Source organism: Pseudomonas abietaniphila (assembly GCF_900100795.1).
Classification (GTDB): Bacteria; Pseudomonadota; Gammaproteobacteria; order Pseudomonadales; family Pseudomonadaceae; genus Aquipseudomonas; species Aquipseudomonas abietaniphila.
In genome coordinates this window covers 63,288-89,620 of sequence record NZ_FNCO01000021.1, presented here as the reverse complement: position 1 = coordinate 89,620, position 26,333 = coordinate 63,288, and the positions used below count along the sequence as shown (strand labels likewise).

The window sequence follows — 26,333 nt, the reverse complement described above, 5'->3', positions numbered from 1 at the left end:
CGGCGTTCGGTCCCGCCGCCTTTGGCCTCTCATCTGCCGCACGCTGAAACTCAATCGGCAAAAAATAGAATGCTGGCTATTTGTCCAGTTTGCGACTTGGTCCCGATGCTTACCCCCCCCCTTCAGCCCGTCGCAGTGCCTGACCCTGTTCGTAAGCAGGTAGTGGGCGGGGTTTCCCGTGGGTTCCCCAGCCCTGCTCTGGAATATTCAGAGCCTCCGCGGTCCCTAAACGAACTGGTCAGCCTTCGTAAACCCTCGCCACCCGTTGCCCAGTGGGCCATGAAGCGGGACTACCATTCGGCCGAATAAACGATCGGCTTCAATCAGTTGAAGTTGGTGAAGGGCCAATGAATTAGATCATCGCGACTTGGCCATCAGCCAGGCGCCGGCTTTGGAAGGTCGACGTTATCAATCGGGTGAGTTGCAGGATTTGAAGTCTTAAATGATGGAGCCACTGAATCATGGTGCGCGTGTTGAACTTGGCGTGTTCGCGAGAACCCAAACATGTACTGATCACTGAATAGACACCGAGGGCAGACTCATCATGTGCAGTCATTACGAAGCGCCAACGCCGAGTCAGCTCTCGGATGCATTCGGTATCGAGGTAGATCCGCAGGGAAAATTGGATCTATGGCCCGGCTACATAGGACCGTTTCTACGTCGCTCAGAGCATGAGTTTGGAGAGGAAGGGGAGGGCGCACCGCTGGAGCTGCTGTCAGGTTCTTTCGGCCTGATCCCGGGGTGGAGCAAGGACACGAAAATTGCTCGGCGCACCTACAACGCTCGATCTGAAACCGTGGCTGAGAAGCCATCGTTTCGTAATGCCTGGCGGCGTGCCCAGCATTGCCTCGTGGTGGCTTCAGCTATATACGAGCCGGATTGGAGAACGGGCAAAGCGGTGCCAACAAGAATTGCGCGAGCCGACGGTGAAGTGATGTGTATCGCCGGGCTCTGGGAACAGTGGCGAGATCCAGGCACACAGCAGATTTTGCTCAGCTACACCATGCTAACCGTAAACGCGGATTCGCACGCTTTCATGTCCAACTACCACAAGCCTCAGGACGAGAAGCGCATGGTGGTTATCCTTCCTCGTGGACTTTACCGCGATTGGCTTGAGGCGCCAGTCGAAGAGAGCGCAAGTTTTATGGCTCGATACCCAGCGGATCGGCTCGCAGTCGTTCCCAAGACCTCATCCTGACTGTCGATGTAAAAAGAAATCGTGTTTTGCAAGCTCGCGATCGGAAAGCGATCCGAGCCTCGTGATCAGTTCTGATGAAACTCCGAGCACAAGAAGGCGCCGACGATTGCGGTGCAGCTCCAGGGTCAACCACAACCGGATCAACAAAAAGAGCGCCGTCAACAACAGCATTGTTCCGGCACACCACGGCATTAGTGCATGCATCGAACCCGAGGTTGTTTCCGCATTCAGGTTCATCATGAGGATGAGGCTCAACGCGCCGATCACAAGCGCAGCAAGCCCCTGCCCATTCAGCAGGAACATATGCCCGCGTAGTTGCGCGTACATGGCCACGTTTACAGCCTGGTCCCTAGTCAGGAACGATAGCTCTTTTCTCAAATCCATAATGGGTCTGGGTTCTCCATCTCTCAGTTCAATAAGACGCCCGGCTTTAAGGCGTAGCGCATAAATTAAATAATAACACGTATGTATAATTAGCAATCGTTGTTGTATGGTTGCCGTTCACTCGGGCACCAGGATTTACCCATGTCTCACCGTTGGCATTTGGCTTTTCATTCAGGGTTCAGCGCAAACAGTGACCTTCGCGCTGCGGTAGATGCCGGCGTACCGATCGGGGTCGTCGCTCCCTTGCTCAGTCTGGCCAAGGTCATGCTCACGCTCCCGCGGTTTCTGGATGCGTCTGGGCATGTATTCATCGACTCTGGTGCTTTCACCGCCTATCAGCAGAAACGGGAAGTGGATTGGGAACGCGTATTTGGCAAATACGAGAGTGTCATCTCAATGACTGTCAGACCGCAGGGCCTGAGCATCGTCGCCCCTGACGTTATCGGTGATCAGAACGGGACGCTAAAGCTCTGGGAGCATTACGCGCATCGTGTCAAACACTGGATTGCATCAGGAGCTCGGGTGATCGTTCCGCTGCAACGCGGGTGCTTGAGTGCTGGCGAGATGCTGGAACGGGCGAAGGCGATTTTTGGCACAGATCGATTTTGCTGCGGCATTCCTTCGAACTTGGAAGCCATGGGCATTGAGGACATGCACACACTTATCGGTCACCACGACTTCCACATCTTGGGCCGTGTCATCGTCACCTCTGAGCTGTCTGCAAAACTCCAGGCACTGAAGCTGGGAAACCCGGGGGCAATCATGACTGCGGACGCGAATTGGCTCAGATCAAGGACCCGCCAAATTGGAGTCGCCGTCAACGCGCTGTTGCCCGATAAAACGACTCCTATCCCTGATTCGAGACGTACCCGCGCAGTACGGTCGATCTTGCAGCTGGAAGCATACGACTCTCTGCTGGCCTAGAAAGCCGGCACTGATCAGAGATCCCGGGCGGTCGGGATTACCACGCGGTGTGAAACATACCTTGAGGCTAGTTCAACTGATTGCCGCTCGCCTGCGGCCGATCCTCAAGGACATCCTAATGACTGCCCCCCTTCGCAAATTCGTACTTGAACAACCCGGCACCCCTGATTATCCCTATCAGTACACCGACGCCATCGTTGGTTTCAAGAGTGCCGGCCCCTTCTACTCAACACACCCAGCTGAAGATTCGGAACAAGTTTGGGCCATGGTTTTTGAGTTGCCCAACGGAGGCGGTTTTCTGCCTGCATGGACCAATGGAGAAGCCGATGAGTCGGCATTTTCAGAGCAACCGGTATTGACCCTTATGGATGCTGCAAAAACCGCAGAGTCGCTGGCGGCCGAGGAAGCTCAGCGACAGCTGGATGATCCAGTTGACGTCGGCGAATAAGACTTTACCTATTAATCCATCCAAGGATCTGAACCAATGAACACCACCACCCAGAAAAAAATGCCAGTCGCTGAGTTCCGCCGCGAGTGTGACCGTCTGCTGCGCAAGGTCGGCGATTTCCATGCTTGCTGTTCCGCTGACGAGCTAGCTCACTGGAAGATCATGAGTCTTCGGGTGATCGAGGAGGTTGAGAAAATGACGTGTGCTCGCGCCACGGCCTTGGACCTCGAAACTCGGGCACAGGCGATCGTGTCAGTGCGCAAGTATCTCGATGCCGCTGACCAGCGTATCGACGAGTACAATGCTCGTTCCGCGAAAAAGGCTGAAGCTCCGCCACGTATCAGATCTGCGCTACGACTCATCCAGGGCGGAAAGCTACACTGAATCCAACCAGGGCAGCCTGACACCGCCAACGCACCATCAAACCCCGATCAGCTCATGCTGTCGGGGTTTCTTTTTGCCAAATGCTGGCCTATGAAGCGCCCACAATCGTCCACCGGCGCTCCCAGTTGTGTATTCGGCATGAGGCGGTGCGCCCCCTCCCGGTTGAAATACCAGCGTAGGTGTTAGCTTGACGGTCAAAGACAAAAACAACAGTCCCGCATTGCTTGAAGGTCAATTTGAACCTATCAACGCCGTAGGCCTGCATTTCTCCGATCCACCCAGTCGAGTCGCGATGTTCCGTCTCATCACTGGATGGCTCGACAGCGTCGACAGTTAACCCATTAGACATATTAGAGACAAACAGCGTCGGCTTCTCGGGGGCTTGTGTTGCAAACGATGCACCGCTCAGTAGGGTGGACGCAATGAGAATGAATTTGAGCTGCATAGTGAGACCGTGGTTGTTGAGGTCTGATTAGGCTGAACTGAATCGGCCATAGGTGCCACTCAAAACAGGGGGTCGAAATTCGGTCGAGCTTATGAGGGCGCGTTTCTCATCACTTAGGACTCGGATTACTTTCTCTTGGAGATCTACCATGCAAAACAAACCTACGATTGTTGCTCTGCTCCGAAACGCTGCTCGGATTTATGTCGGCAACAGTCGATTCTGCGCTAAGCCAGTATTCCTGGTGGACGCCAAGAATGAGGGTCACACCTACGAGCTGCGCGGCGATGCCAGCACAAGCGACCACTACGCAGCACTAGTGGCTGAATTCGGTGACGTGATCAGCAAACCAGACTCGCCGGATGCAAAGATCACCTCGATCGAGTTCAACACCGGGCGTCAGTACACCCCGGAGGGCCAGTTGATTGAGGCGTGGGTAGTTTTTATCGACAACTCGCTGCCCGAAAGTCCTCTGCTTGGTGTCTATTTCAACGACACCAGTAGAATGATTAGCGGCTATGTGAAAGTACGTGAGCTCACTGAGCGAGCGGTTATGGATGCATACGACAACGGCCGGTATGAGTGCGCTTAAGGGGAAACGACATGAGCAAGCAGGAAATGAAATTTGTTCAATACGAGCGTGCGACCTTTGCGTTTCCGGACGATATTCGTCGAATGAGAGCTGTACTGGCCGCAGGGGGTATCATGGCATTTGAGCTTGATATCGAAAGGCTGTGGAAGGACTACAGTTCGCGGGGTGAGGCAAATTGCAATCGGTGGCAAGATGTTCCAAATGACGACTCAGCATTGCTGAGGATTCTTCTGGCCGGGTTCGGCATCGGTGCGTCAGCTTTCGAGCTTGATGATGATCCGCTAATCCCTGCAAAGTGGTATTGAAGGACTTCTGCCTATTCAACGCTGTACCCAACCCTAGCATTTCGCTGGGGTTTTTTTATTACTCCTGCCTGTTGGCCATCTCCTTGTGCAAGTTAATTCCTTCAGGAGAACACCCCATGGCTTCCTATGAAATATTGGTCACCCAGTACGTCACTCGCACAATCCTTGTGACTGTAAACGCCGACAGTCCCGAAGCGGCTATCGCCGAAGGGATCAAAATTGCGCGACCCATCCAGGATGCCGATTGGGACCTGCACGATGGTCCAGTTCACGCAGAGGGCAAAGTCATCGAGCCCCTCTCGGCTACTCGTGTTGTAACAGTACCTGCGCACAGCCGGCCAGCCAATGGCACCAAAACCTTGACCGCCAGCGAAGTTCTTCAAATTGCTGATGAGGCATACGAAGGCGGAGAAATGCGTATATCCGAGCTGGTCTCAGTCGGAGAGCGTGGCGACAGCCTTGCTGATTTTTTGGCTAACGAACTTCGCGATGTGCTTAAGGATGATGATGACCCGACGCACGCTGCAATACGTGCCTTGCAGACCGCTAAAGATCAGATCGACAACGTGATTGGAGCACTGCTCGCGCATCGGTAGAACTGCACCACCACTCCTCACTTAAACGTACACCCGACCCTGGCAGATGCCGGGGTTTTTTATTGGAAAAACGAGATTTGCCTCGTATGCTTACGTGTTATGTATAAATATACGCGCAGGAGTTACCCATGCATCTGAAGTTTGCAGCAGCGTTTCTCATCGCTGGCCTCGCAGCAGCCATATCCGGGTGCGATCAGGCACCAAGTCCCGTCAAACAGCTACAGGAGGCGAGAAAGGTCGCCGAATCCGGCACTGATAAGCCTTGGGAGCGATTGGTTGCTCTGGAAGTCGCTGCGAAGGCAGCTCAGGATCAATGCGGCAAAGAGCAAGGTTTCTTCTCCTTCACTTACTGCGACGAACTGACACCTCCCGCCAAGCTGGAGGCGAAGCTGTTGAAGCTGGCGCTTGAACAAGGCTCCAAAGCTGCTTACGGTTTCGCGTTCCTCCAAGCACCGTACTGGGCTCAAGATTTTCAGATGGATTTCACCAGCCGGCTGCTGTCGATAGCGGGAGAGTCAGCCGGCCAAAAGGATGACAGGCTAGTTTTGCGTGCAGCTGGCCGGGTGCTGCGAGATGGCACATATGTTCTCAAGGACACGCAGCGTGCTGCCTCTTACCTTGGGTTGGCATGGGCGCTGGGGGAGGAGGGTGCTGCCAGGGACCTCGCTGCAATGTATGGTGATATCAACGATTTCCAGAACGCATATTTATGGTCGCTGCGTTGTATGGCCGCATGCGCAAATGCATACCCCTCCGACAAAATCGAAAAGCGGCTGGACCCTGCAACCATACTGGGAATTCAGAAGCTGGCCGGTGATAAGACTGTATTGACCGTTTCCGCAAGCAACATCAAGGGTCAATCATGAACAGGTTGATTCTTGGTCTGATGGTATCCACGTTGTCCTGCGTCGTGTGTGATGCATACGCTGGTTCAATCGGCCGTAGCACGAGCAGTGTGACCTCCAGTCGGGCGGCGGCATTCGTCGCTCGACCCAGCATCCAGCGGTCGGTTAACAAAGCAGCCTCATCGCCTCGAACCCAGTCTGCGACAGCGGCCCCGAGTCAGAATAGCTCAGCAAAGCCAATGCCTCCTGCGTCGCCAGTGCTGTCTGAAAAAATACGGCAGCAGAGTGGAGGTTCGAGCACAGGATCCGGCTTGGTCACCCTCGCCGTGCTCTACGCATTGCTGCATGACAATGGTTTGTCAGCTTCGGACCGTGCGTGGGTCGAGTCACGTATCCACGACTCGGAAGCGACCGACGCAGTCGAGCCTCCCGCAGAACCGCTGAAAATTGAATTTTACTATTCATTTTCTGAAACGGAGCCCCAGGTGGGCATCGAATACGAGGTCAGGGTCGATGCCCGACAGTATGGGCAATCCATTTCTGTGAGCTGTGACTTCATGCCAGGCAAAGTGCGCCAAGAGGGTAATCAAACCGTGATTACCTGGACGCCTTGGTTTGAGTCGAAGCAAGTCCTTACGTGCAACGCTGGGGGAAGGTTTGATCAGCGCTTGATACAGGTCTCTGGCCAAAGCAGCTGATGCCTTGCCCAACATGTGCTGGGGCTTACAAGGACATGTCGAGCATCTCAGAGGATACGTAACGCAACTCAGGAGATTGCAATGGAAACCGCCATGACCAACTACAAAACGGTAGAAACTCACATCGACATGATCCGCCCTGCCGATACAGTCTTCCATAACGGGAAACTACGCACCGTCTGCAAAACGGACATCAAGCGCGGCTTCATGGGCGCGACTTTGTTTGGTGACAGCTATCGCTTGGGGACTGTGCCCGTGCAGCTCGCCCGCATCAGCCGCGCCGTCTAACTAGGAAACCATCAACTCACTTCCACCTGGCGGCATTCCGCTTGAAATGTGGCGTGGAAAAACGCTCAACGGTTTAATCGAATCCAGGCTCGGCACGGCAGACTGGTTCGGGCTGCATATATGAATGAAAAATGTTCCATTCGCAGGCTGGAGCAGCTTATACGTCGCTCTGACCAAATATTGGTGGCCGCTATCAACGTCAGCATGCGCAACTGATTCTTGCGAAACCAAACCCATACCCCAGCCACTCGCTGGGGTTTTTTTTGTTCATAAGATCGAAGAGCGCATCGTTTAAACCCCCTGGCAGATCAACGTTCAGCGGAGAGATGGATAGTTCTGAGCCCCACCCAATCGGCGGAAGGAACGCCATGCTTGCAGTTGAAAAAGAACAAGGCCTTAAAATATGATACATAACGCGTATAAATACCAAAGCTAGCCGAGGTCGGCCTAGGCAATCCCCGCGTAAACGGAAATTCATTTATGGAAGTAGTCGACGAATTGAAAGCAGTGAGGGCGCGAGTCACTGAGTGCATTGCACTGGCGTCGGCTCATTTCCAAAGAGAATTTGCTGAGATACCCGTCAAGTTTGATCTGACTGGCACCACCGCTGGAATGTACTGCCGGGAGACTCACCCCGTGACGGGATCTCTAGTCCGGGAGTGGTTCCGGTTCAACCGTGTCCTGATTCGTGAAAACTTGGCTCATTACCTCGGCGATACCTGCCCGCACGAAGTGGCCCATTATGTGGTGCGCAGTGTGTGGAACCAGGACTCAGTGAAAGCGCACGGACGTGAATGGCAGTCAGTGATGGTCGACATTTTCAACTTGCCGCCCGAACGATGCCACCAGCTGGACACGAGCCGTGTTGTGAAACGACCGTTCTTATACACCTGCGGATGCACTGAACATTACCTGTCCACTGTCAGACACAACCGTTCACAACGAGGGGGTAAATACGGGTGCAAAAAATGCGGTATGTGGATGAAGTTTGTTAAGGCTGTGGACTCTGTACGTGCCCCCGCACCTCAGATCGACAAGCTTTTCATCAGCACAGGTGTGAGTTCCGTCGGCGCGGATCAGGTCAAAAAGGTGTTGCAACTGATAACGGATCACGAGGTAAGGCAGATTGTCACCGACGGGCTCATCACAAACGTTCGAGATCTGCAAATGCTCAGCAAAAAGATGAAAGTCCCAATCGGCTCGGTTACAGGACACCCAAATCCAAACACGCTGCCGGCCGGGATCTCGCATGCGATCGTGTTCTCAGATAATGCTCCAGAAAGGCAGGAGCGGGTAGCGAAAGCCTTTCAGCTTCGTGGAGTCAAAGTCAGGCTGTTGCGTGGGAGTACTTGAGAAACATCGCCCCAGATGGGATCTCCTCCATATGCGTGAGTGTTTGCCATACCCCAGTACCTATAACGCTCTGGAGGGCAAATCATGCAACACGAAACGAACGGCATTGCTCAAAGCTTCAGTAACCAGGTTAACGCTGGCTGGCAGACACCAGACTTCTATCAGGAGCTTGATTTGGACAAGGCCAAGACTGTGGTCCAGCATGGTGATCTACCTCACCTGTTCCTTACGGCATTTGAAAAGGCCGCTCACTCCAAAAGTTCGAATGACATGTCAGACGTGACCTTCCCACGAGTCGGCGAGGCCGCATTGGTTGAGCTCGATGTTCGACTCAATACCCTGCTATGGGTTGTTGAAATGGCAGGCTTTACGGGTAAGGCGCGAGATTATGAGCCCAACCGATACCCTGAAGATGCTGCGTTTATCATCGCGTACAGCTTGCCGGGTAGCATCGGCAAGCATCTGTTTCGCTGTGGTGGTGGGTGTCCTGGAAAGGCACTGGCAAATTTTGCGAAGCTGTACCCCGCGCAGTATTCGCACGTGACCAATATCTACTTGGACAAGCGAAGCCTTCACGGCTGCACAGTTAACTGATCCCCCCAAACCTCACCGCCATCGGTGGGGTTTTTTTGTGAGTATTTCGCCGTCCTTTAACATGTACGCATAATCGGCTTGTACCATCACAATACTGGCAGTATTATCAAGCTGGTAAACCATTACGGCGGGCTATTCCACTCATGGATGGCCCATTAAACTGACTGGATGAGGGCGGTGAGATGACACCACAGGAATTGCTGGCTCAGGATGATGAGAGCTACATGCTTGCTGATCAACTGGCTTTTTTCCGCAATCTGCTCCAGGCCGAACGTGCGAATTCCCAGGACCGCATCACCACCCTTCGCGCAGACCTTGCCGGACTTGAAAAAGCACCCGATGAGGTGGACGCCGCTCTCACTGAGCAAGAGCGCCAAACGATCCTTCAGTCGATCGACCGCGAAGGGGTGAGTCTGCGCGAAATTGCGCTGGCGATCGCTGCTGTTGACGACGGCACTTACGGGTATTGCGCAGACACCGGCGAGAAAATCGGCCTGCTGCGACTGCTTTCATACCCTCGATCGTTGATCACGGTCGAGGCGAAGCAGCATCGAGAGAATCGGGCCCGGCATCTGCGAGCAGCCTAAATTATTCATTAGCGCTGAGTGTCTGGCGCACGAACTGAGCACATGAAATGAGCAAATCTTACACGTCCCGCACAGCTGACAAATTTGTTGTACGCCTGCCAGAAGGTATGCGCGAGCGCATCGCTGAGGTCTCCAAAGAAAGTCACCGCAGCATGAACTCTGAAATCATCGCCCGTCTGGAGCGCTCTCTTGCCGAGGAGACCGGGGATGAAGTCTCAGCTCAAGCGCCTGGGGTTAGCAAAGAATGGGATCTGCGTGCGCTGGCGCAGATGACGAAGCGTTGTGAGGATGTCGAAAAGCAACGCGACGATGTCGAAAAGCAACGTGACGAGCTTGAGAAACTGTTGGCTGCTGCTCTGGCAGGCAATGCCAGCGATATGGCTCTGAAAATCCCTGCACTGAAGCTTGCTGGCAACGCCTGACGACTGAGGAGGGCGCTATGGGCAACATGTTCGATTTGAAACTCAATGAAGCCGATGGCGCCAGGCCTGATGTTGGCGCTCTGATCTTCAAGGCTGCACAACGCTACTTCTTCCTGCGAGGCGCAGCGCTCAGGACAGGAAACGCGAACACTCCGATGGTGAGGGTAGGGTTAGGTCAGCTTCTCAGCGGTACAGCGCTTGATGAAGAGGTTGATCGCGTCATGCGCCAATGGCCGGCGCTCGGGTTGCGAATCCCCTCCGACATCGGCGCAGGGGCAGACAGCTACTCATTTACCCCTTCAGAATTGGATTTCATTCGATCGGTGCTCGCCAAGCAGCCATTGGCCCAGACACGCGCTCTGATGCGTTATGCGGCCGCGGTAGGTCCAGCTGATGCAGCCAGCCTGTTTGCGAACTTCATGGGCTACACAAACTCCTTACTTGCCTGGCTACATACGCCACTCGCCGACGCCTCTCAGAAAGCGCCTGCTCGTATATCTGAGGTGGTGCCCATCATCTCCCCGTTTAAAGCAGCTGACAGTTCTTCTCATAATGCCGATGGTGATGGTCAAGGCCGGATCTGGTCCCAATGCCCCCCAGAGCAGGCTGGCTATTACTGGAACTGGAGCGGAAAGCCGGGGATCGACACTTGTCACCTGCATGTGATCTGGTCGGCGGACACCAGTTGTTTTCATGTCGCGGAGGGGCAGCATGGCCTGACTCATTCAATCAGCTGTCAGGAGTGGGGTGGATGGTGGGCCGCAGTCATGCGCCCAAATGCCCAGGCAGAAATTGAGGCCGGCCATTTCCTTCGATCGCTGGTCCCCGACGCAAGCTCAAAACCGGCAATCGCCCTGAGTTCATAGCTACATCCCAATTTACCTACCGCTTACCGACCGCAGGCACTCGCCCGCGGTCCGGACGCACACACCTGCCAAAAGAGGATCAATTTATGTGGTTCAAAAACCTGCTCGTTTACCGTCTAACGCAAGACATCGAACTCAATACTGTGGATCTTGAGTCGGCGCTGGGGAGCAAACGGGCCCGTGCTTGTGCCTCTCAAGAACAGGTTACCTACGGTTTCACTGCGCCATTTGGGAAGGGGGAGGAAGCACCGCTAGTGCATCAAAGTGGTGAGTTCATGCTCATCTCGACCCGAAAAGAAGAGCGGATCCTCCCGAGCAGTGTTGTCCTGGATGAGGTCCGGGACAAGGTGGAAGAGATCGAAACGCAGCAGCAGCGCAAGGTCTACAAAAAGGAGCGCGACCAGATCAAGGACGAAGTGATTCAGGCTCTTTTGCCCCGTGCATTTATCCGCCGCAGTTCAACCTTTGCAGCTATCGCGCCCAAGCTGGGCTTGATCTTCGTAAACAGTTCGAGCGCAAAACGTGCCGAAGACCTGCTGTCGACGGTGCGGGAAGTAATCGGATCCCTTCCAGTGCGCCCGCTCACCGTAAAACAAGCGGTTAGCGCCACCATGACGCATTGGTTAAAGCCCGATGCAGCGCCAGCAGATTTTTTCATACTGGATGACTGTGAGCTCCACGACACCCATGAGGATGGCGGGATTGTCCGCTGTAAACGACAGGATCTGACCGGCGACGAAGTTGCACTCCACTTAGGCAATGGGAAGGTTGTGACCAAGCTCGCGCTGGCATGGAAGGACAAGCTGTCATTCGTCCTCGACGATCAGCTGTCGATTCGGGGGCTTCGATTCGAAGACCTTCTTCAGGACCAGGCTGAAGCAGACGGTGGTGACGATGCCCTGGGCCAGCTCGATGCGAGCTTCACCCTCTGCATGCTCACTATCAAAGAGTTCATGCCTGCGCTGATTGAAGTGCTTGGTGGGGAAGATATTGCACAGTGATCGATCACGGAGGGAAGGGATTTTAGACTTCGCAGTCTCCGAGGGCCCCGCGTTTAGCTGTTCATCCTGATCGGTGTTCCACATTACTTCTCGTAGCGAACGGCTGCAATGGCCACCACAACCCACCTCAAGGCCACCCTTGGGGTGGTAAAGCGAGAATCAGCATGTACGCATACTTCCCATCGAACCAAACTTACTGGGCAGTTAACGAGAGCATGGAGTTGCAAGCCATGGCCACAATCCCACTGTCCTCCATGTTGGAAGCGGATGAGCAGGACCGAGTAGGTGTGTTGTCAGAACGCTGTTGTGGAGTCTCACGTTTACCCAGCTTGAAATACGAACTGCTCGCTGTTGAAGGTTCGATGAGTCACTGGCTGGTGAAGGCAGACCTAACAGAACTGTTTGAAGACGGAACGGCGTTGCCGCAGCCGTTCGACGTCAGCCGCAACAAAATCATTTTCGCTATTGCAGGGCAGCTTGGCTGGACTGAGGAACAGACGGCGCATGCGGCAGATAATCTCATACCAGAAACAGGCGATGAGCATGCCATCGCATTGAGCAACGGCAAGTATTTGAGGATGCCAATTCTGCCGGCGGAAAGCTTCTACGTACGTCTCACTCATCTGCAATTTGAACTGGCACGTTGGGAAGCGGGTGACGAGAAGGGTTACGACCCAGGCACCGAAGTCGGTTCGTTCGTTGCCAGGATGTTGCTGGCCGCTGGCGCCATGCGACGCAGTATCTGAACCAACAAAAGCCTCCGCTCACCGGAGGTTTTTTTATGCCTGTGCCTGAGCCGTATACGGCCCTGTTGTTCATCCCCAGGCACAAAGCGAACGAAATGTTCATTTCCCCCGACCGGGCACAGCCCCGTCAGGGGATCTGTGTCGTCAACCTGGAGCAACACAATGACGACAATCATTAACGCAAAGATTGGTGAATCAAAAGGCCGTGCCCGCGTCTGGATGGAAGGCAAAAAGCTCAGCCACGGTGGCGTACATATCGGCAGTAAATACTCGATCAAGGCAGATAAGGTCACGCGTCGTCTTGAGCTGATCGAGGTGCCGTTTGATTTCAGTGGTCACAGCGTCAACGTTTCAAAGCGTGAGCGCAACGGAGTGGTACATCCAGTACTCGACCTTCGCACTGATCTGATCCGCGAGGTATTTGAGGACGATTACAAGGTCCGCATCGCGCTTCGTCGCGGTCGGTTGGTGATCACAGCACTGCAAATTCAAACCAGGATTCGTGAGCGCCTGAAGCGTCTGAAGGAAAAAGTTGAACGTGGCGAGAAGCTCGCAACAGTCAGCTTGTTCCACGGCGCCGGTATCCTCGATAGAGCAATCCACTCTGGAATGTTGCGATCCGGTGTAGGTTCTTATATCCAAGTCGGTGTCGAAATGGAAAGCGATTATCTCGACGCTTCAATGCGTAACAATCCACACATGTGGCAAGAAAACTCTGTCGCTATACATTCAGATGTTCGTGATGTCTATTTAAGCGATAAAATGGAGCAATGCGATCTACTTATAGCTGGCATTCCATGTACAGGGGCAAGTAAGAGCGGGCGTACGAAGAACAAGTTGCAGTACGCAGAGGATCATGATGGTGCCGGTGCGCTGTACATTGATTATTTAAACTGGTTAAGGCATGCAAATCCGTGTATTGCTATCATTGAAAACGTCGGCGAGTATGCTAATACTGCTTCGATGTCAGCAATACGGAGTGTCTTCAATCATCTGGGCTATAAAGTTCAAGAAACAGTTCTTGATGGATGGGACTTAGGTTCTTTAGAGCATCGTAAGCGTCTAGTTGTTGTGGCTGTCACGCCGGGCTACGCAGACACCTTTTCGCTCGATAATCTGAAAGCAACAAGGGTTCGTGAAAGTTGTTTAAACGACATTCTAGAGCCTATTGCACTGGATGATTCTAGATGGAAGAAATTTGAGTATCTGGCGATTAAAGAGGAACGAGATAAAGCAGCGGGCAAAGGCTTTGCGAGACAACTACTGACAGGCGAAGAAGATGGATGCGGTTCGGTGGGGCGGGGGTATTCCAAGTGTAGGAGTACCGAGCCGTTCATAAAGCATCCTACTGATTCCACACTAAGCCGACTCTTTACAGCTGTTGAGCACACCCGCATTAAAGCGATTCCGGAAGACATGATCGTAGGTCTTTCTGAAACGGTAGCCCACGAAGTATGTGGTCAAAGTGTTGATTATCCGATGTTTGTCTCGGTTGGTGTGGAGATTGGAGAGTCAATCATGCGTTCACGCAACAACGTAATTCAATTCCGTAAACGGCCTGTTGAGGTAACCTCGACCGAACCTGATGACCAGGAACAGGACGAGGTTCCAAAAACTGGCTCCCTCGCGCTTTTCATCTAGGTTTGATGGAAGGCTGTGCTAACGTAGCGCCCAGCCCGATTCGCTTTTGCGAGTCGGGCTTTTTATTTTGCCCGTTCGCCCGGAATGTGCCGGCCTCGCTTGCTCGGGGGGGCGAATTTTGCTATACGTCTACCTAGGAACATCATTGCATTGAGAGGTAAGGCAAATGAAATCCACGTCTTTCAGCTCGGAAATTGTCAGCGCAGCCAAAGAGGCGCCTCGAATTTTCATTGCTCCCGTCCTAGGAGCAATTAAAGCGGTCAAGGCTGAGTTCGCCAAAGCTGGTCACCCTGACAATCCGGCACCCAGCGTAGCTCGCTCGCAGAAATGATTCATAAAGAACCCGCCTCCTGGCGGGTTTTTTGATCCCCGCGTTTATCATTCAGCGTCATGCATTACCTGAAGCAAGATAATCCTTCAGGAGACCAACATGGCACTCGCTCTCAATGACCCGTCTGTCCAATCCGCACTGATCACCGGTTGCTTTGCATTTGCCAGTACAGTTCTCGCCGCGGTGTGCGCACAGATAATCGGCAAACGATTTTCAGATCGCAAAGCGCTGGAGAGGAAGCTCGAACTTAGCGAGAAGGATATTGCCTTCCTGCTGCGAGTCGAAGCTCTTCATGTCGATATGAACCGACAAGACGGGCGTAAGCCTAACAAAATCAAGGTCCGCGATATGGTAAGGGAACAAGGGCTCACGTTTTCCGGGCGCTTCACCCCAGGCCGTCTAAAAAATCCACGTCCAAACTGATCGGTAAGCATTTCAAAGCCAAGCTATGCTTGGCTTTCTATGGATCGCGTTTATACACTGCTGTTACGCATCTCTGAGGGCTAGGCTTACTCGCAAGTGCGCCTATGGGAAAAAATAATGACCGCGCCCAGGTCCTTTCAGGAGTAACAGATGTCAAAACTACACAACAAACCCTGGTGGCTACCGATCGCAAGATTTGGAGCACACACCTTCGTGGGTACAATTATTTTCCTAATAATCTTGGCACCAGCGGTGGGGTTGAATTACCTGGTCCACTATCTGGAAAACAACGCCAGTTTGTCGCCTCTGACGATCGCAATCTTTTCCATTCTGGATTCTGTGATCACTCTGACCGACGCTGTGTTGTACCTTATATTTCTTGCATTCGGCCTCTATCGGGCGGCCAAAGAGGTTGCTGATGAATAATTCATTTGGATCTGAGTTCGCTAACGCTGCACGGCAAGCACCACGCATTTTCTTCGCGCCTCTTGTGGGCGCATTGTGTGCGGTTCGAAACGAGTTTCAGCGCGTTCAACAGGGCGTAAGCCGCAATATCGAACGAATGACACCCAAATAAATACTCTCTTCAGGGAGTCGCTTTAAGGCAACGCAACACCCGACCCACCATCTTTTGATGGTGGGTTTTTTGTTCTGAGCTTTGCAACCGGCCACGCGGCTGGCCTCGAATCATGGAAGACATCGCATTGGCTACCCAGCCGCTCGCCGACGCTTTGTCCGGGCAAAGCCAGATCGGAACATCATGGCGATGTAGGAGCTCATGGTTCGGCCGATGGACAAGGTCGAGAAAATTGCCTGTATTACGACTACGTGTTATGTATTATAGGTCTCTTACCTTTCACAGCTACATTGGAGCATCGGCTTGAATAAATCACTTTTTGAGGTGGGAGGAGGCTACGAAATTGTTGCGCCCCCTTTACTAGAGGTCGCCGGTCAGCCATCCCACCAGCTGGGCAGATTTTTCACTGTCTTGTCTGTGCACGACGAAGGCATTGTTGTCTATGACGGCTCATATGCCAGTGGGTTCTCCAGCCTTTTCCTATCCAACGAAATCGTAGCCGGGCTGGAGTCCAAGCGGATAACGCACAGTGAAGATGAGCCCACTGCGGCGCTGGTGGGAGCGATCGAATCTGCATTGAATGCAGCGATCGAGCATCGCGTTATGGTTGCCGAACACGGAGGGGAAGAGAAGGGGATACATGCATCCCACAGATTCTTCGCGCAATATCTTTCGGGGCAAATCAAAGGCCTGGCAGCCAAGGGGCTCGCAAGTCCTGGGCTGGCTGTCACCATGATTGACCTGGCCACCGGCGTCGGCGTTGATCAGGAGGCATGAGGGTGCGTTGGCTGGTCATCCTCGTTGCGTCCTCTGGCTTGGTAATAGGAGCCGGGTTACTCGCGCATAAGTCGACTAACAGGGCAGCTATTAAGGTGCCACAGTCCCAGCATGCAGGGCGCTATTGCCTGATAAAGCCGGGTCAAGGGCATTCAGATTGCGAGGGCGTTGACACGACGCCTGATGATCCCTTTCTTTCGGCAATGAAACAGATGGACACACAAGGGCTGTCATCAAAAATGAACATAGACCCTGAGTAATTTTTGTTTGCCTTACACGTACGTGTTATGTATCGTTTAGCTCACCTTAACCACGGATGCTTTATATGACTATTTCCCCTGACATGATTCTTCGAATCGCGATCGTCGTACTGGCTGTCATCCTGTCTATCGCGATCAAGCGCCGGAAAGCACTTTTCACTGTGAAAAGCGTTACCGGCCAGGCCCAGCTGCAAGCATTGACAGCATTCGCTGATCGCTCAATGCGTGATGTGACCATTCTCATCTGGCTTACCTCCGTGCTTTGCGCGTGCGCATTGGCGGTGAGCATCTACTCGATTTTTTCTCCGCTTTAGCTTCTCCTGCTGCTCCTCAAAGCCTCCACCTCGAAAGCGACTGGAGGCTTTTTTTTGCCAAAGATGTGATCTCACGATGATGGCCAAACCTGAGATACTAGGATAGTATGTGTACGCGTTACTTATCAGCAGGAGTATTTACATGTCGAAAATTAAATTCTGGGCACTTCGCACGTTGTTCTTGATCGGTCAGATTCCATCAGCTCTGGCGTTGCTGTGCTTCCTGATCGTCTGGACGAAACTCGGCAACATTAGCTACACGTTTGCAGCCGTCTGCTGCGCCCTTCTGGTGTTGGCTGTAGCGTTTGTCCAGGTTACGAAGGTACTGGATGCCGGCCCCGGGTTAACTGGCGTCCAGGAGGACTCAGGTCCTGATATCCGTTGAGTGCCTTCAATGACCAGGCGTATCGCAAATCCCACACATCAGAAAACCGGTTGGCATAGCTTCTCTGCCCACGGATTCTTCAGCGGTATACCCCTTCTGCAAGGAAAGGTAGCGTCCGTAGACCTGGGTGACGGTCTTGTCCTGAAGCACAGCGTTTCTTCTGATTTGTTTAACGGGGCTGCAATCTGCGTGGGCAAGGCAGCTACCGCGTGGTTGCTGGCGGATGCTGAAGCACTCCCCATTGCGATCCTGGAGGCGGTAATCCTTTCTGAGGGGACTGGATCTGACTTAGGCTTGCACGAAGCCTGTGACTTAATAAGCGAGACGGTACAACAGACAATCATTGAGCTGGGACGTACCGCAGCTTATGACCTCTCATCTACTCTGGAAATTGGCAGCATATTTATTGTTAAACGCCTTGAGGTCCGGAATGGCTTCAGATCGGCAGGGCTTAGTAAGCTATTGGTTGAGCGTGTTTTGATTGAGCTTTCAGATAATTTTAGATTTGCCTTGATGGCGCTTAAACCGTTCCCGCTTCAATACCAGCACGCTGAACCAGAAATCGGCTCAAAAGAGTACGTAACGTTTTGGAATACGTTCCAGGATGATGTAGAGAAGCTATCTTGTTTTTACAGTTATGAATTTGGATGTGTTTCTGCTTCACATGATTCTGATCTGCTCATTAAAAACCTTCCCGGGTTCGTGGGCGGGCGAAATAGAAATGGATGGATAGTTAATAAGTCGGAGTGAATATGCTTGCCGGACAAAACCCTAATGATGGATTCAAATACAATTTCAAGGTTTTCTTGAATGGTTGGGTCATTGCTTTGTTTGTCTTGTGCTTCGGCACTTTGGTTGGTTTCATCGCAACCTTCTTCTGGACAGACACATTAGGTGTGATCGCGCTCTGCATACGGGTCGTAGCGTGGATAATAGGCGGCGCATTTTCAGTTATATTCGTCATTCGCCTTATCCTGTATGCAATTGCCCGTAAAACCGGGAAGATTTTATGAGCCTGTTCGTCATGGGTCTCGGATTTACGCTCGCGGCACCGCTTCTATGTCGCGAACGATACGCCACCAATGGCTCACACTGGATTTATTCAGTCGGGTGCAGCATGGGTGTCCTTGGCCCCTATTTCCTCGCTTGCACGTTTCTGGATACGACCAGCATCTTGCTGTGCAGTACTCTGTTGGGATTCCCGGTTTGGTGTATGGAGCGATGGCGCACAGCAGCCCGAAAGCCACGACTGACCAGCGGTGTCATCGCATTTGCTGTCGAGCTGATGCCTTTTGCTTTTGCCCTTCTGTTGATTCGAGCCCTTGTCGTCGAACCATTTGTTGTTCCGTCCTCATCGATGCGGCCCACTCTTGCGGTCGGAAACGTTGTCATCGTTGACAAGTTCACCTATGGCATTCACGTTCCTTTTGTTGACGCCGCTGTAAGCGATGGACGAACTCCGGCCAGGGGTGAGGTGCTGGTTTTTAGATTTCCACTTGATCATACGAAACCTTATATCAAGCGTGTCATCGGCATTCCGGGAGATCGCATTGCGTACAGAAATGGTCGGCTTATTGTGAACGGCCAAGAACAATCACCTACGTATTTCAATACGTACTCCTATGTTGATGAAGAAACAGGTCTTACTACGGAAGCTGACGAACAATCAGATTCCATAGGTCAAATCTATTTTCATTCGCTGAAAGACGCAGTCAATAAGGAGATTGGACGAGGGTCAGATTTCCCCCCCATCAATGGCTGTTCCCGCGATGACCAGGGAATCAGTTGTGTGGTCCCACCTGACGCCTATTTTGTCCTTGGTGATAATCGAGCGAACAGCCTCGACAGCCGATATTGGGGCTTTGTCCCCAGTCACCTGATCATCGGAAGGGCTGTTTATTCACTTCATATAGCTAACTGGAGATCGGCCGTCACCAAGCTATATTGATAATGCTGGCTCAGGGAGGAACAGAAATGAAAGGGCAACGTTTTACTCGTTCTTGTTGTTCATCTCTTGAAGGTAAGGCTACGCAAGGCCTTGCACCCATCATTCAGGAGAACACTCATGAACTTTCATGAAAGCGCTATGCAGTACGCAGATGTGATAAACGCACCGGTGGATGCCTCAGGGCGCTTGGTGAACGCTGTTGGAAACTTCAAAGCAGGTACCGTCCGAAGTGAGGCGCTTTTAGCCGTATCCGAAATGAATCGAAGCCAGGTCCTCTGCGGCTTGATGAGCGTGGAGGAGGCGATGCTCATTCCACATGTTGTCTTGACCTTGGAGGACGGAGTTGGCTACCAGGGTGTAGTGAGTAGCATCGCCGGCATCCGTTTCGATGCAGAATCAGCTAAGCAGTTGGCCGAAATCACTGCCTCAGTGCTTTGCGAATCTGCTAATGCAGAGCTCGCTAATGGCATGGGCGAGGATTTCACAGCGGCCCAGGTCAAACAGGTCGACGGTATGTGGCATGTCGTCGCTGACGGGGGAATTCTAGGCACCGTTTTGGTACAGAAAATAACGCCGGCGCGAACCAGCGACATCTCGGAGAGCTTCCTCATTGGTGCATCGGTCAAAGATCGAATCGCATCCATCGCCTACTAAACGCAAGACAGAACCCGGGCAGAAATGCTCGGGTTTTTTTGTGCCCGTGATATGGGTTCAGGTCGGCACGTTTTGGCCTCTCGCTTGGGCCAGATGAGTGTGCTTGATACCCGGCGCCGGTGATCCCTCTGCACACCCTGTGAATAATCCCATTGGATTTGCAGGAGCCATCTACAGTATTATTGCTTGTCGTTACTCGATATGTATCTCTGGAGGCTTCGCATGGACAGTCGTTTGACACGTATCCTGATTGCCAAGGTCATCTCTGGCCTTGTTTTTACCGTTACCTGCCTGATCGCATTGATGGCCTACCGGGCTGGTCAGTTCGTTATCACGCCAGATCGAATCTATATGGGCATCTTCCTGCTGGTGGTCGGAGGTGCGGTCTTCAAAATTCTTGAGACCTTCATTGCTGTGCCGGCGAAATCTGATGAGCAGATTTCAGCTGAAGCTGACGGTACCAACTAAAATGTTTGGTGTCGCAGATCTGCCATTGCCGGAAAAGGCACACGCGATACGCACATCCAGGCAGCATTTTTTGACTACCGCTGAGTCCGGTCTCACAAGCGAAGACTGGGCACAGCTGATGGATCAGTTCAGGAATGAAATGGGGTGGACCGATACCAAGCTCAGCGAGCAGATCGGTATTAGCCTTTCAATGATCCGGCAGTGCCGGATGCAGGTCCGGCCGATGCCCCCGCCAGCAAGGATTCGCACTATAGGTGCAATGGGCGTAGAGGTGACGTTGGAAACGTTACTCGCTGCGCTGCCTTCTACGATAAGAGAAGCCGTAGAGGACGTGAACCTGCAATGGCAGACCGTTCGAGAAACCCTGATCTACAGTTTCTTTGATCGGCTCGATGCCGGTGAACCAGGACACGTCGTTCAGTGTTTTTTTGATGGATTGGTGGAACTGTCCGGCCTCGACCAAAACTCCCTTGCGCGTCGCGTTGGCCTGGGAGTCCATGATTTTGTTGCGGTTCGATCAGGCCATCTGCCTATCCCTTTCCGGACCAAAGTGGCGATATCCAACACATTCTCCGCTCAGGAGCTGGGTAGGCTCATCCTGACATTGCTTCCGTCGCTGTGAACTCATAAAGGGTTGACATAACATCTCTTTGTATTAAGTATACGTGTTATGAATCGGCTAGAACGCTGCCGATCTTGTACGGATTTAGCTCAGAGAGGTTTTCATGGCGACTCATATCAATGCCCCAAGCAAGCGACTTTGTGGCCACGTGGATGAGGTCTGTTTTTCGAGTCGAGGCCGGGCAGGGCGGTTGAGCGATCGCGTATATGCTAGCAGCACGCTCTGCGGTGATTGCCGGTCCCGTATCAATCTCGCAATGCAAAATCCATCCAAACGCTTTTATAAGATGCCGTTGCCTGACCTGGTTGGCCGGGATCGAGCAGTGGCTTGGGCAAAAACAATCAGACTTGCGAACGTACGGTCGCTCGGGCCTGTGATGGCTCAGTTGGCCGATAGTCCCGACCCCTATGCACGAGCCTCACTCGCTGTGCTGACAATGCTCTTCAAGATCACAAGCGCTCAGTTTTGGATCGATGGCCGTGAATTCTTGTATGGCTCGGCGTGGGTCATCAGCGAGGTCGAGCACCTGATCCGGCCCCGCTCATTGAGCGTTCACGCGAGTTCAGACTCCGCCTACTGTTATTGGCTTCAGGTCGACCCCTCACCTATCAGAGAGGCGAGAGCTTCGTCAGATGCGTTATTAGCGCATGAGCTTATTCCGACTCTTCATTCGACGGTTGAATCAAGTCCCAAGGCTGCCACCACGAACGCCAGCGTGTTTCTCTGAAATATCTGACGCTACCTGGTGACAGCTTTTCATTCCGTTGTGAAATCAATCCCGCCATATCAGCACCCGGATCACATCATGTTCAGACAAATTCTATGTGCAGCGATCGCACTTACCTGTTTCGCATCCACAAGTGCCTTTGCAGTGGAGCTTTCGCTGTCTTCGAACGCGAGCGAAATTCCCCAAGCCCAGGTCAGGGAAGTTATTGCTTTAAACATACCTCCTCAAGTCGCGCAGCTTGGCGCTGGCTACAAACTGTTCGCAGTGATGGAAACCTCGGACTTCCGCCCTGGTGAGCGGCTGTATAGCTATAGCGTCCAGTTGCACAAAAAGGTAATTGAAGCGGTGACCGGAAAAGAATACTGGGTCATGACCGGGGGAATACGCGGCCACGGGGTGGCGGTGGCCAGCGAAACGATCCTGAGCAATCTGAAGGGGGATATCGTTGCAGGGGCCCAGTCATTCAAGCTGGATCAGGAATAGATCGAGAAGGGGACGAAATTGTGAGCAATAGCTTTCTTTTCTGAGGAATGGAAGCTCGATTTTAGCTCGATTCGTAATTCTAAGGCTGGAACATTAGGCTTGTGCGGCGTATCGTTACGCGTTAAGTATCGACATATGATTGATGGTTATCGTCGGAGCGTGCATATGCCACAAAGGCCACATTTCAAGCTGTCATTTGCGGGTGGGGTCCTGACCCTCCTGACTACTCAAACGTCTATCAGCCAGAGCCTCGTAGCCGACGAGTCTCCGAATAGCGTCACGCTTTGTTTGACTGGAGGCATCATCATCCTTGCTGCTGCGGGCTTTGGTTGCTGGTACAACTACTGGCGGAGTTCCACGCACGCCAACAAACAACGTGTGTTGAATCAGCTCCGCGCTTTGGAAAAACTTGCGCTGCGTGTGGGCAGGGCAGAACAAACCCTTTCACTCAAGTGCCAGTACATGAGCGCTGACACCCGCGCCGATATGCGCCAGGTGCTTTACGCGATAACGACTGACACAATTCGGGGAACAGCGAAGCTTCGACGCGGGCAGATGCTGACTGACCTGCAATTTCGCAAGTTGATGGGACAGTCTGATGAGTTCTTTGATCGCCTCGATCTGGCGATGAGTAAAGTCGTGACCTTCGAGCAAGAGGAGGAGGATCCACCGTTCCTGATGCCTGCTCGTGAGAATCCTCTCCCTAAACCAGCACCTCAGCCTCGACCGGTTGATCCGCTGGTCAGTGACTTGATAGACCCTGAGTTGCCTGCCGTCATCAAAATGCCAGATAAACCTCGGCCGAAGGCTGCAAACGCGGATGCCTCATCGGCAATCGATTCGCCCGCTCAGGTACTGAGCTCGGTGCTCCTGGGCGGTGCGATGCTTTTTCCGGGGGATGACGGTTCAGTTGGTGCCGGTGAAATGTTTAGAGGCGAGCCACAAGTCGCTCATGAGCCTTGAGAACACCGACATGACTAGCTCGGAAATAGATCCACACGCAGGTAGACCTCGTCGTCTGGCCGATCCTGACATGCAGGGAATTACACGTGACAATCGACCTGCGAAACCGTCCGACGCTGGTTGGCGGGTGAGACTCATGAAGCAGGGGACGTATGTTGCTGATCGCCATTTTCGGGACCTGGCGTACAACGGCCGATCGAGGGCGCGAACAGCAGCTAAATGCTACCGCGACGATATGGTGAAGCAGCATGAGATTGTCCTGGGAGCACCATGCAAAGGAACGCTCGCTCTCGAACGTCAGGGGGCTGGATTAACCCAAAAGGCTTTGGCTGACTTGCTAGGCGTCTCAGCTGGCCTCATCGCTAAGTGGGAGCGTAGTGATCAATTGCCCGAGCCCGCACGCGCTATTCTCACCGCAGTGATAGCAAGGACAGTGATCCCAACAACCGGGCAGTGTGGCTGGCGGGATATTCACCGCATCAGGACCGAGGTATTAAAGTGGTCACAGAAGGAGCTGGCCGCTGTTTTGGGGTGTTCGTACGCTGCTGTTGGCTTCTGGGAGAGAGGACAGCGTCTTGCGCCCGGATGGGTCCTTGTCTACCTCTGGGCGATCTGCCAAGGATGGAACAGATGTGTACACGTTGTAGGTGGACCAATCAATGAATGAAGCTGCGACAGCCTTGGCGATCGAGGATTGGAAGCGGTTCACACCGTTGGCCAACAAACTTCCAATACTGTTCCTTGATGGTACCCGGCTTCAGCATCTGTCGATCGAGTGTGGCGGATGCTCGGCCCATCTTGAAGGTGAATGCCTGCGGGGTGAAATCAGAGAAGTCAGCGGCGACCGTTATTCCATCGCGGGTTTGGCAGCGTGCCAATCCTGTCAGGCATTTACCCAGTTCTGCCTTTCCTCCACTGGTTCAGCGGGCTCCGTGCATCTTGAATGGCAGACGGCTGCTGGCGTGCTCATGAGTGCGGGTAGCGTGTCATGGTGGCGTAGGCTTCTTTCCAAGTTTCAATAGGCGAAAAAAAAAGCCCCTCATCGAGGGGCTTGGTGTGTTGCGTGGTTCAGACCTCAACAGTTTCTAGGTTGAGCTCCGGCTCGGGATTTTCTGCGTTCAGTTTCTCTTCAACAGCTTCCGCTTCCTTGAATGCGTTCAGGATTTCTTCCAGCGCCTGCTGATTTGCGGGAGAGAGGTGTTCAAAGCCTTTGTCCTCGCGAATACCAAGAATCGCTGTCCGCATTGCCGGTGCAGCTTTGGTTACCGCTTTCTTAACGAACTTGCCTGGCACGAAGCGAGGCATCAATTTATTCGCGCTCCCTCCCGCAATAGCAGATCGAGCGAGCCCCTTCTCGATTACTTCCAGCGCTTTGGCACCGTGCTCCTTCATCAACTCAATCGCAAGCGTGAATGTCACCACTTCCTGGCGAACGTAGTTGCAGATCTCGATTGGACCGTTGATAAGCAAGAGGTAATCGCTGACCTGGTTAGGCCAGAGGCCCAATTTCTTTGCAATCGCCGAATGGTTCTCAGGGTAGAACCGGGTCATGCGTTTGCATGCAACTGCAAGCGGATAAGGATCGAGTGGTGTTCCGTTATTGCTGGTCACCAGATCCGTCGTCATATCCTCTTCGCTGATATTGTCGGAGTCGATGATGCATGGAACAGTTGAGATAGGCGCACCTTCATCGATTGCGCCGATCACAGCTTCAAGTCGTTGATGACCGCGTTTCAAGTAGATCGACTGGGATCCGTCTTCCTCGGCCACAACAATGACGGACAGGGCTGAATCTTTTTTGAACCCAACGTCCATCATGCTCCGCTTATATTTCTCCACTGCGGCAAAGTATTTGGAGTTACGCTCACGAATGTTGTAGCCAGGGATCACCTTAATTACACGTGGATCGACGTTCCATAAATCTCCGGCCGTGAAGCTTTTCCCGTTCAAGCCACCCTGCTTCATAGCGGCCTTGATGGAACCCTTGACTATGTTCAAACGAAAGTCGAGATCCAGTTGTTTTTCAGTGCTGCCGAGACTGCTATCAGATGCTTCCATGGGAACTCTCCTGAGGTCAAAACGTTGAACTTGCTCTGGGGGATGATCCACAGGTTCACGTAACTGATGACCTTGGATAGCCTCCGCGCCCTTCAAAGATGTGTGAAATTGAAGGGAGCGCGGCGATCATAACAAAACGTACGCGTACGTGTTATGTATTTAAATGGAATTTTTCGATTTCTGGAGCTCCCAGGCCGCCATCCGTAATGTCTTGTCAACCGTATCCAGTTCGATTCGGCGCTGGTCCAGCTCGATCTTCACGCTGAGGGATTGATTCACTGCGGATTCGAGTTCCAGATCGTCCAAAGCTTCGACGTAGGGCGACATCGCAATTCGGATCGTTCCGGTTACCATGATCAGGTGGCAATCTGGACTGCGGTCATTCACCCCGCGATATGTGACGGACAGGTCGCGAATCCGCCCGTCAACTAATGCAACACCCCGGTGAGCCAATCTGTCTGGAGGAGAGTCAATGGCCGCCGTGAGATAATCGGTCCATGCAGTATCTGACTCAAGATTAGATTTGACGGACATAAATTTGAGAAATTTGGCGTCGAACTGCGGCCATTGGATTGGAGCAGACAGCGCACCATGCCGGGATGACCAGACTGGATGGTGGCTCAAGAGCACTTTACTGACCAGGTTGCACTCATTGTCGACGTGAGCCCAGTGCTGATCTTCCGAGCTCCTGGTCTTTGCTACTTCCCAGTCAGAGCGGAAAGCCCAGACTTCCAACGATGATGAGTTGTCGACCCGGAACTGGTCACATGCCCGACGAGCCTGTTCCAGAGCTGGACCCATGACAACATCTCCATGCCACTCGAATTGCTCAAGATCTTTGAGCTTCTGTCCGCCATGCCAACACGATAGATCTACGGTGACATGTGGGAACCACTCGACAGGACTGGCCTCTACCGAATGAAGTGATGAGTTGCTTGAGTCATTTCGTTTAAGTGTGAGCATGACGACCCCTCTCTTTTAATCGCGAAATGATACACCACACATACACATACGTCGCTAGTATTGTCG

General features: G+C 52.9%; 36 protein-coding genes. 33 read left to right on the top strand and 3 right to left on the bottom strand.

The genetic code is table 11. From position 1 onward, the window contains the following. Positions 1-544: 544 nt before the first annotated feature. A complete protein-coding gene (locus tag BLS87_RS29300) occupies positions 545-1,198 on the top strand; it encodes an SOS response-associated peptidase (RefSeq protein ID WP_074758276.1) in 654 nt (217 codons plus the stop codon). On the opposite strand, the gene BLS87_RS29295 is transcribed toward BLS87_RS29300, so the two are convergent. Then, positions 1,190-1,531: a hypothetical protein gene (locus tag BLS87_RS29295; RefSeq protein ID WP_167362118.1), complete on the bottom strand. Its 342-nt coding sequence runs from the start codon at positions 1,529-1,531 to the stop codon at positions 1,190-1,192. The genes BLS87_RS29300 and BLS87_RS29295 overlap by 9 nt on opposite strands. Before the next feature lie 192 nt (positions 1,532-1,723). Here BLS87_RS29295 and BLS87_RS29290 point away from each other — a divergent pair, with 192 nt between their 5' ends. From BLS87_RS29290 to BLS87_RS29120, 32 genes are all read left to right on the top strand, one after another. After that, positions 1,724-2,506 carry a hypothetical protein gene (locus BLS87_RS29290; protein ID WP_074758273.1) on the top strand — a complete coding sequence of 261 codons (783 nt, stop codon included), beginning with the start codon at positions 1,724-1,726 and terminating at the stop codon, positions 2,504-2,506. Between the two features lie 118 nt (positions 2,507-2,624). After that, the gene (locus BLS87_RS29285) at positions 2,625-2,954 is read left to right on the top strand and encodes a hypothetical protein (protein WP_074758271.1); all 330 of its coding nucleotides are present in this window, start codon (positions 2,625-2,627) and stop codon (positions 2,952-2,954) included. A 36-nt stretch (positions 2,955-2,990) separates the two neighbouring features. After that, positions 2,991-3,338 carry a hypothetical protein gene (locus BLS87_RS29280; RefSeq protein ID WP_074758269.1) on the top strand — a complete coding sequence of 116 codons (348 nt, stop codon included), beginning with the start codon at positions 2,991-2,993 and terminating at the stop codon, positions 3,336-3,338. Positions 3,339-3,931: 593 nt separating this feature from the next. After that, positions 3,932-4,372, top strand: a complete 441-nt coding sequence (locus tag BLS87_RS29270; RefSeq protein ID WP_074758265.1) for a hypothetical protein — start codon at positions 3,932-3,934, stop codon at positions 4,370-4,372. Between the two features lie 11 nt (positions 4,373-4,383). After that, entirely contained in the window at positions 4,384-4,677 is a 294-nt protein-coding gene (locus BLS87_RS29265; RefSeq protein WP_074758263.1) for a hypothetical protein, read from the top strand. 116 nt (positions 4,678-4,793) lie between these two features. After that, positions 4,794-5,273 carry a hypothetical protein gene (locus tag BLS87_RS29260; protein ID WP_074758261.1) on the top strand — a complete coding sequence of 160 codons (480 nt, stop codon included), beginning with the start codon at positions 4,794-4,796 and terminating at the stop codon, positions 5,271-5,273. Positions 5,274-5,401: 128 nt separating this feature from the next. After that, the gene (locus tag BLS87_RS29255) at positions 5,402-6,139 is read left to right on the top strand and encodes a hypothetical protein (RefSeq protein ID WP_074758259.1); all 738 of its coding nucleotides are present in this window, start codon (positions 5,402-5,404) and stop codon (positions 6,137-6,139) included. A 290-nt stretch (positions 6,140-6,429) separates the two neighbouring features. Then, the gene (locus BLS87_RS29250; RefSeq protein ID WP_074758257.1) at positions 6,430-6,816 is read left to right on the top strand and encodes a hypothetical protein; all 387 of its coding nucleotides are present in this window, start codon (positions 6,430-6,432) and stop codon (positions 6,814-6,816) included. 81 nt (positions 6,817-6,897) lie between these two features. Further along, positions 6,898-7,104 (top strand): hypothetical protein, encoded by a 207-nt coding sequence (locus tag BLS87_RS29245; RefSeq protein WP_074758255.1) that lies wholly within the window; start codon positions 6,898-6,900, stop codon positions 7,102-7,104. Positions 7,105-7,584: 480 nt separating this feature from the next. Next, complete coding sequence (locus BLS87_RS29240; protein WP_083370787.1) at positions 7,585-8,457, top strand: SprT family zinc-dependent metalloprotease; 873 nt, start codon at positions 7,585-7,587, stop codon at positions 8,455-8,457. An 84-nt stretch (positions 8,458-8,541) separates the two neighbouring features. Beyond that, entirely contained in the window at positions 8,542-9,051 is a 510-nt protein-coding gene (locus BLS87_RS29235) for a hypothetical protein (RefSeq protein WP_074758253.1), read from the top strand. Between the two features lie 197 nt (positions 9,052-9,248). Next, positions 9,249-9,638: a TraR/DksA family transcriptional regulator gene (locus tag BLS87_RS29230; RefSeq protein WP_208605219.1), complete on the top strand. Its 390-nt coding sequence runs from the start codon at positions 9,249-9,251 to the stop codon at positions 9,636-9,638. Between the two features lie 47 nt (positions 9,639-9,685). Further along, on the top strand, positions 9,686-10,060 hold the full coding sequence (locus tag BLS87_RS34310) for an Arc family DNA-binding protein (protein ID WP_083370786.1): 375 nt from the start codon (positions 9,686-9,688) through the stop codon (positions 10,058-10,060). Positions 10,061-10,077: 17 nt separating this feature from the next. Next, on the top strand, positions 10,078-10,926 hold the full coding sequence (locus BLS87_RS29220) for a hypothetical protein (protein ID WP_074758250.1): 849 nt from the start codon (positions 10,078-10,080) through the stop codon (positions 10,924-10,926). 86 nt (positions 10,927-11,012) lie between these two features. Then, positions 11,013-11,927, top strand: a complete 915-nt coding sequence (rdgC, locus tag BLS87_RS29215; RefSeq protein ID WP_074758248.1) for a recombination-associated protein RdgC — start codon at positions 11,013-11,015, stop codon at positions 11,925-11,927. A gap of 230 nt (positions 11,928-12,157) precedes the next feature. Then, positions 12,158-12,673, top strand: a complete 516-nt coding sequence (locus tag BLS87_RS29210; RefSeq protein ID WP_143024506.1) for a hypothetical protein — start codon at positions 12,158-12,160, stop codon at positions 12,671-12,673. A gap of 162 nt (positions 12,674-12,835) precedes the next feature. After that, positions 12,836-14,314: a DNA cytosine methyltransferase gene (locus BLS87_RS29205; RefSeq protein WP_074758244.1), complete on the top strand. Its 1,479-nt coding sequence runs from the start codon at positions 12,836-12,838 to the stop codon at positions 14,312-14,314. Between the two features lie 430 nt (positions 14,315-14,744). Further along, entirely contained in the window at positions 14,745-15,068 is a 324-nt protein-coding gene (locus tag BLS87_RS29200; RefSeq protein ID WP_074758242.1) for a hypothetical protein, read from the top strand. A gap of 150 nt (positions 15,069-15,218) precedes the next feature. Next, positions 15,219-15,494, top strand: a complete 276-nt coding sequence (locus BLS87_RS29195) for a hypothetical protein (protein WP_074758240.1) — start codon at positions 15,219-15,221, stop codon at positions 15,492-15,494. Between the two features lie 454 nt (positions 15,495-15,948). After that, positions 15,949-16,422 carry a hypothetical protein gene (locus tag BLS87_RS29190; protein WP_074758238.1) on the top strand — a complete coding sequence of 158 codons (474 nt, stop codon included), beginning with the start codon at positions 15,949-15,951 and terminating at the stop codon, positions 16,420-16,422. Positions 16,423-16,747: 325 nt separating this feature from the next. Beyond that, positions 16,748-16,996 carry a hypothetical protein gene (locus tag BLS87_RS29180; RefSeq protein ID WP_074758235.1) on the top strand — a complete coding sequence of 83 codons (249 nt, stop codon included), beginning with the start codon at positions 16,748-16,750 and terminating at the stop codon, positions 16,994-16,996. 142 nt (positions 16,997-17,138) lie between these two features. Next, positions 17,139-17,381, top strand: coding sequence for a hypothetical protein (locus BLS87_RS29175; RefSeq protein WP_074758233.1), 243 nt, complete (start codon positions 17,139-17,141; stop codon positions 17,379-17,381). A 9-nt stretch (positions 17,382-17,390) separates the two neighbouring features. Next, positions 17,391-18,131 (top strand): hypothetical protein, encoded by a 741-nt coding sequence (locus tag BLS87_RS29170; protein WP_083370785.1) that lies wholly within the window; start codon positions 17,391-17,393, stop codon positions 18,129-18,131. 2 nt (positions 18,132-18,133) lie between these two features. After that, on the top strand, positions 18,134-18,394 hold the full coding sequence (locus BLS87_RS29165; protein WP_074758231.1) for a hypothetical protein: 261 nt from the start codon (positions 18,134-18,136) through the stop codon (positions 18,392-18,394). After that, on the top strand, positions 18,391-19,329 hold the full coding sequence (gene lepB, locus BLS87_RS29160) for a signal peptidase I (protein WP_074758229.1): 939 nt from the start codon (positions 18,391-18,393) through the stop codon (positions 19,327-19,329). Before BLS87_RS29165 ends, lepB begins: the two co-directional genes overlap by 4 nt. Positions 19,330-19,446: 117 nt before the next feature. Further along, positions 19,447-19,983: a hypothetical protein gene (locus tag BLS87_RS29155; RefSeq protein ID WP_074758227.1), complete on the top strand. Its 537-nt coding sequence runs from the start codon at positions 19,447-19,449 to the stop codon at positions 19,981-19,983. A gap of 222 nt (positions 19,984-20,205) precedes the next feature. After that, positions 20,206-20,451 carry a hypothetical protein gene (locus BLS87_RS29150; RefSeq protein WP_074758225.1) on the top strand — a complete coding sequence of 82 codons (246 nt, stop codon included), beginning with the start codon at positions 20,206-20,208 and terminating at the stop codon, positions 20,449-20,451. Next, positions 20,414-21,073 (top strand): hypothetical protein, encoded by a 660-nt coding sequence (locus BLS87_RS29145; RefSeq protein WP_143024505.1) that lies wholly within the window; start codon positions 20,414-20,416, stop codon positions 21,071-21,073. Before BLS87_RS29150 ends, BLS87_RS29145 begins: the two co-directional genes overlap by 38 nt. Positions 21,074-21,878: 805 nt before the next feature. Then, the gene (locus tag BLS87_RS29135) at positions 21,879-22,283 is read left to right on the top strand and encodes a hypothetical protein (RefSeq protein ID WP_074758219.1); all 405 of its coding nucleotides are present in this window, start codon (positions 21,879-21,881) and stop codon (positions 22,281-22,283) included. Between the two features lie 135 nt (positions 22,284-22,418). Continuing rightward, complete coding sequence (locus BLS87_RS29130) at positions 22,419-23,246, top strand: hypothetical protein (RefSeq protein ID WP_143024504.1); 828 nt, start codon at positions 22,419-22,421, stop codon at positions 23,244-23,246. Next, positions 23,182-23,913, top strand: a complete 732-nt coding sequence (locus BLS87_RS35400) for a helix-turn-helix domain-containing protein (protein WP_083370784.1) — start codon at positions 23,182-23,184, stop codon at positions 23,911-23,913. The genes BLS87_RS29130 and BLS87_RS35400 overlap by 65 nt, the downstream gene beginning before the upstream one ends. Then, positions 23,906-24,268: a hypothetical protein gene (locus BLS87_RS29120; RefSeq protein ID WP_074758215.1), complete on the top strand. Its 363-nt coding sequence runs from the start codon at positions 23,906-23,908 to the stop codon at positions 24,266-24,268. Before BLS87_RS35400 ends, BLS87_RS29120 begins: the two co-directional genes overlap by 8 nt. A gap of 46 nt (positions 24,269-24,314) precedes the next feature. Here BLS87_RS29120 and BLS87_RS29115 read toward each other — a convergent pair whose 3' ends face one another. Further along, positions 24,315-25,304: a hypothetical protein gene (locus BLS87_RS29115; protein ID WP_074758213.1), complete on the bottom strand. Its 990-nt coding sequence runs from the start codon at positions 25,302-25,304 to the stop codon at positions 24,315-24,317. Positions 25,305-25,463: 159 nt separating this feature from the next. Further along, entirely contained in the window at positions 25,464-26,267 is an 804-nt protein-coding gene (locus BLS87_RS29110; RefSeq protein ID WP_143024503.1) for a hypothetical protein, read from the bottom strand. Positions 26,268-26,333 lie beyond the last annotated feature (66 nt).

Coding starts and splice junctions, on each gene's coding strand:
- BLS87_RS29265 (WP_074758263.1), top strand. CDS start 4,384: ATGAGCAAGCAGGAAATGAAATTTGTTCAATACGAGCGTGCGACCTTT.
- BLS87_RS29245 (WP_074758255.1), top strand. CDS start 6,898: ATGGAAACCGCCATGACCAACTACAAAACGGTAGAAACTCACATCGAC.
- BLS87_RS29285 (WP_074758271.1), top strand. CDS start 2,625: ATGACTGCCCCCCTTCGCAAATTCGTACTTGAACAACCCGGCACCCCT.
- BLS87_RS29130 (WP_143024504.1), top strand. CDS start 22,419: ATGATTGATGGTTATCGTCGGAGCGTGCATATGCCACAAAGGCCACAT.
- BLS87_RS29255 (WP_074758259.1), top strand. CDS start 5,402: ATGCATCTGAAGTTTGCAGCAGCGTTTCTCATCGCTGGCCTCGCAGCA.
- BLS87_RS29145 (WP_143024505.1), top strand. CDS start 20,414: ATGAGCAGATTTCAGCTGAAGCTGACGGTACCAACTAAAATGTTTGGT.
- BLS87_RS29155 (WP_074758227.1), top strand. CDS start 19,447: ATGAACTTTCATGAAAGCGCTATGCAGTACGCAGATGTGATAAACGCA.
- BLS87_RS29175 (WP_074758233.1), top strand. CDS start 17,139: ATGTCGAAAATTAAATTCTGGGCACTTCGCACGTTGTTCTTGATCGGT.
- BLS87_RS29135 (WP_074758219.1), top strand. CDS start 21,879: ATGTTCAGACAAATTCTATGTGCAGCGATCGCACTTACCTGTTTCGCA.
- BLS87_RS29290 (WP_074758273.1), top strand. CDS start 1,724: ATGTCTCACCGTTGGCATTTGGCTTTTCATTCAGGGTTCAGCGCAAAC.
- BLS87_RS29170 (WP_083370785.1), top strand. CDS start 17,391: ATGACCAGGCGTATCGCAAATCCCACACATCAGAAAACCGGTTGGCAT.
- lepB (WP_074758229.1), top strand. CDS start 18,391: ATGAGCCTGTTCGTCATGGGTCTCGGATTTACGCTCGCGGCACCGCTT.
- BLS87_RS29235 (WP_074758253.1), top strand. CDS start 8,542: ATGCAACACGAAACGAACGGCATTGCTCAAAGCTTCAGTAACCAGGTT.
- BLS87_RS29110 (WP_143024503.1), bottom strand. CDS start 26,267: ATGCTCACACTTAAACGAAATGACTCAAGCAACTCATCACTTCATTCG.
- BLS87_RS29195 (WP_074758240.1), top strand. CDS start 15,219: ATGTCAAAACTACACAACAAACCCTGGTGGCTACCGATCGCAAGATTT.
- BLS87_RS29260 (WP_074758261.1), top strand. CDS start 4,794: ATGGCTTCCTATGAAATATTGGTCACCCAGTACGTCACTCGCACAATC.
- BLS87_RS29280 (WP_074758269.1), top strand. CDS start 2,991: ATGAACACCACCACCCAGAAAAAAATGCCAGTCGCTGAGTTCCGCCGC.
- BLS87_RS35400 (WP_083370784.1), top strand. CDS start 23,182: ATGACGGTTCAGTTGGTGCCGGTGAAATGTTTAGAGGCGAGCCACAAG.
- BLS87_RS29300 (WP_074758276.1), top strand. CDS start 545: ATGTGCAGTCATTACGAAGCGCCAACGCCGAGTCAGCTCTCGGATGCA.
- rdgC (WP_074758248.1), top strand. CDS start 11,013: ATGTGGTTCAAAAACCTGCTCGTTTACCGTCTAACGCAAGACATCGAA.
- BLS87_RS29165 (WP_074758231.1), top strand. CDS start 18,134: ATGCTTGCCGGACAAAACCCTAATGATGGATTCAAATACAATTTCAAG.
- BLS87_RS29205 (WP_074758244.1), top strand. CDS start 12,836: ATGACGACAATCATTAACGCAAAGATTGGTGAATCAAAAGGCCGTGCC.
- BLS87_RS29115 (WP_074758213.1), bottom strand. CDS start 25,304: ATGGAAGCATCTGATAGCAGTCTCGGCAGCACTGAAAAACAACTGGAT.
- BLS87_RS34310 (WP_083370786.1), top strand. CDS start 9,686: ATGAGCAAATCTTACACGTCCCGCACAGCTGACAAATTTGTTGTACGC.
- BLS87_RS29150 (WP_074758225.1), top strand. CDS start 20,206: ATGGACAGTCGTTTGACACGTATCCTGATTGCCAAGGTCATCTCTGGC.
- BLS87_RS29210 (WP_143024506.1), top strand. CDS start 12,158: ATGGCCACAATCCCACTGTCCTCCATGTTGGAAGCGGATGAGCAGGAC.
- BLS87_RS29240 (WP_083370787.1), top strand. CDS start 7,585: ATGGAAGTAGTCGACGAATTGAAAGCAGTGAGGGCGCGAGTCACTGAG.
- BLS87_RS29180 (WP_074758235.1), top strand. CDS start 16,748: ATGACTATTTCCCCTGACATGATTCTTCGAATCGCGATCGTCGTACTG.
- BLS87_RS29270 (WP_074758265.1), top strand. CDS start 3,932: ATGCAAAACAAACCTACGATTGTTGCTCTGCTCCGAAACGCTGCTCGG.
- BLS87_RS29220 (WP_074758250.1), top strand. CDS start 10,078: ATGGGCAACATGTTCGATTTGAAACTCAATGAAGCCGATGGCGCCAGG.
- BLS87_RS29120 (WP_074758215.1), top strand. CDS start 23,906: ATGAATGAAGCTGCGACAGCCTTGGCGATCGAGGATTGGAAGCGGTTC.
- BLS87_RS29200 (WP_074758242.1), top strand. CDS start 14,745: ATGGCACTCGCTCTCAATGACCCGTCTGTCCAATCCGCACTGATCACC.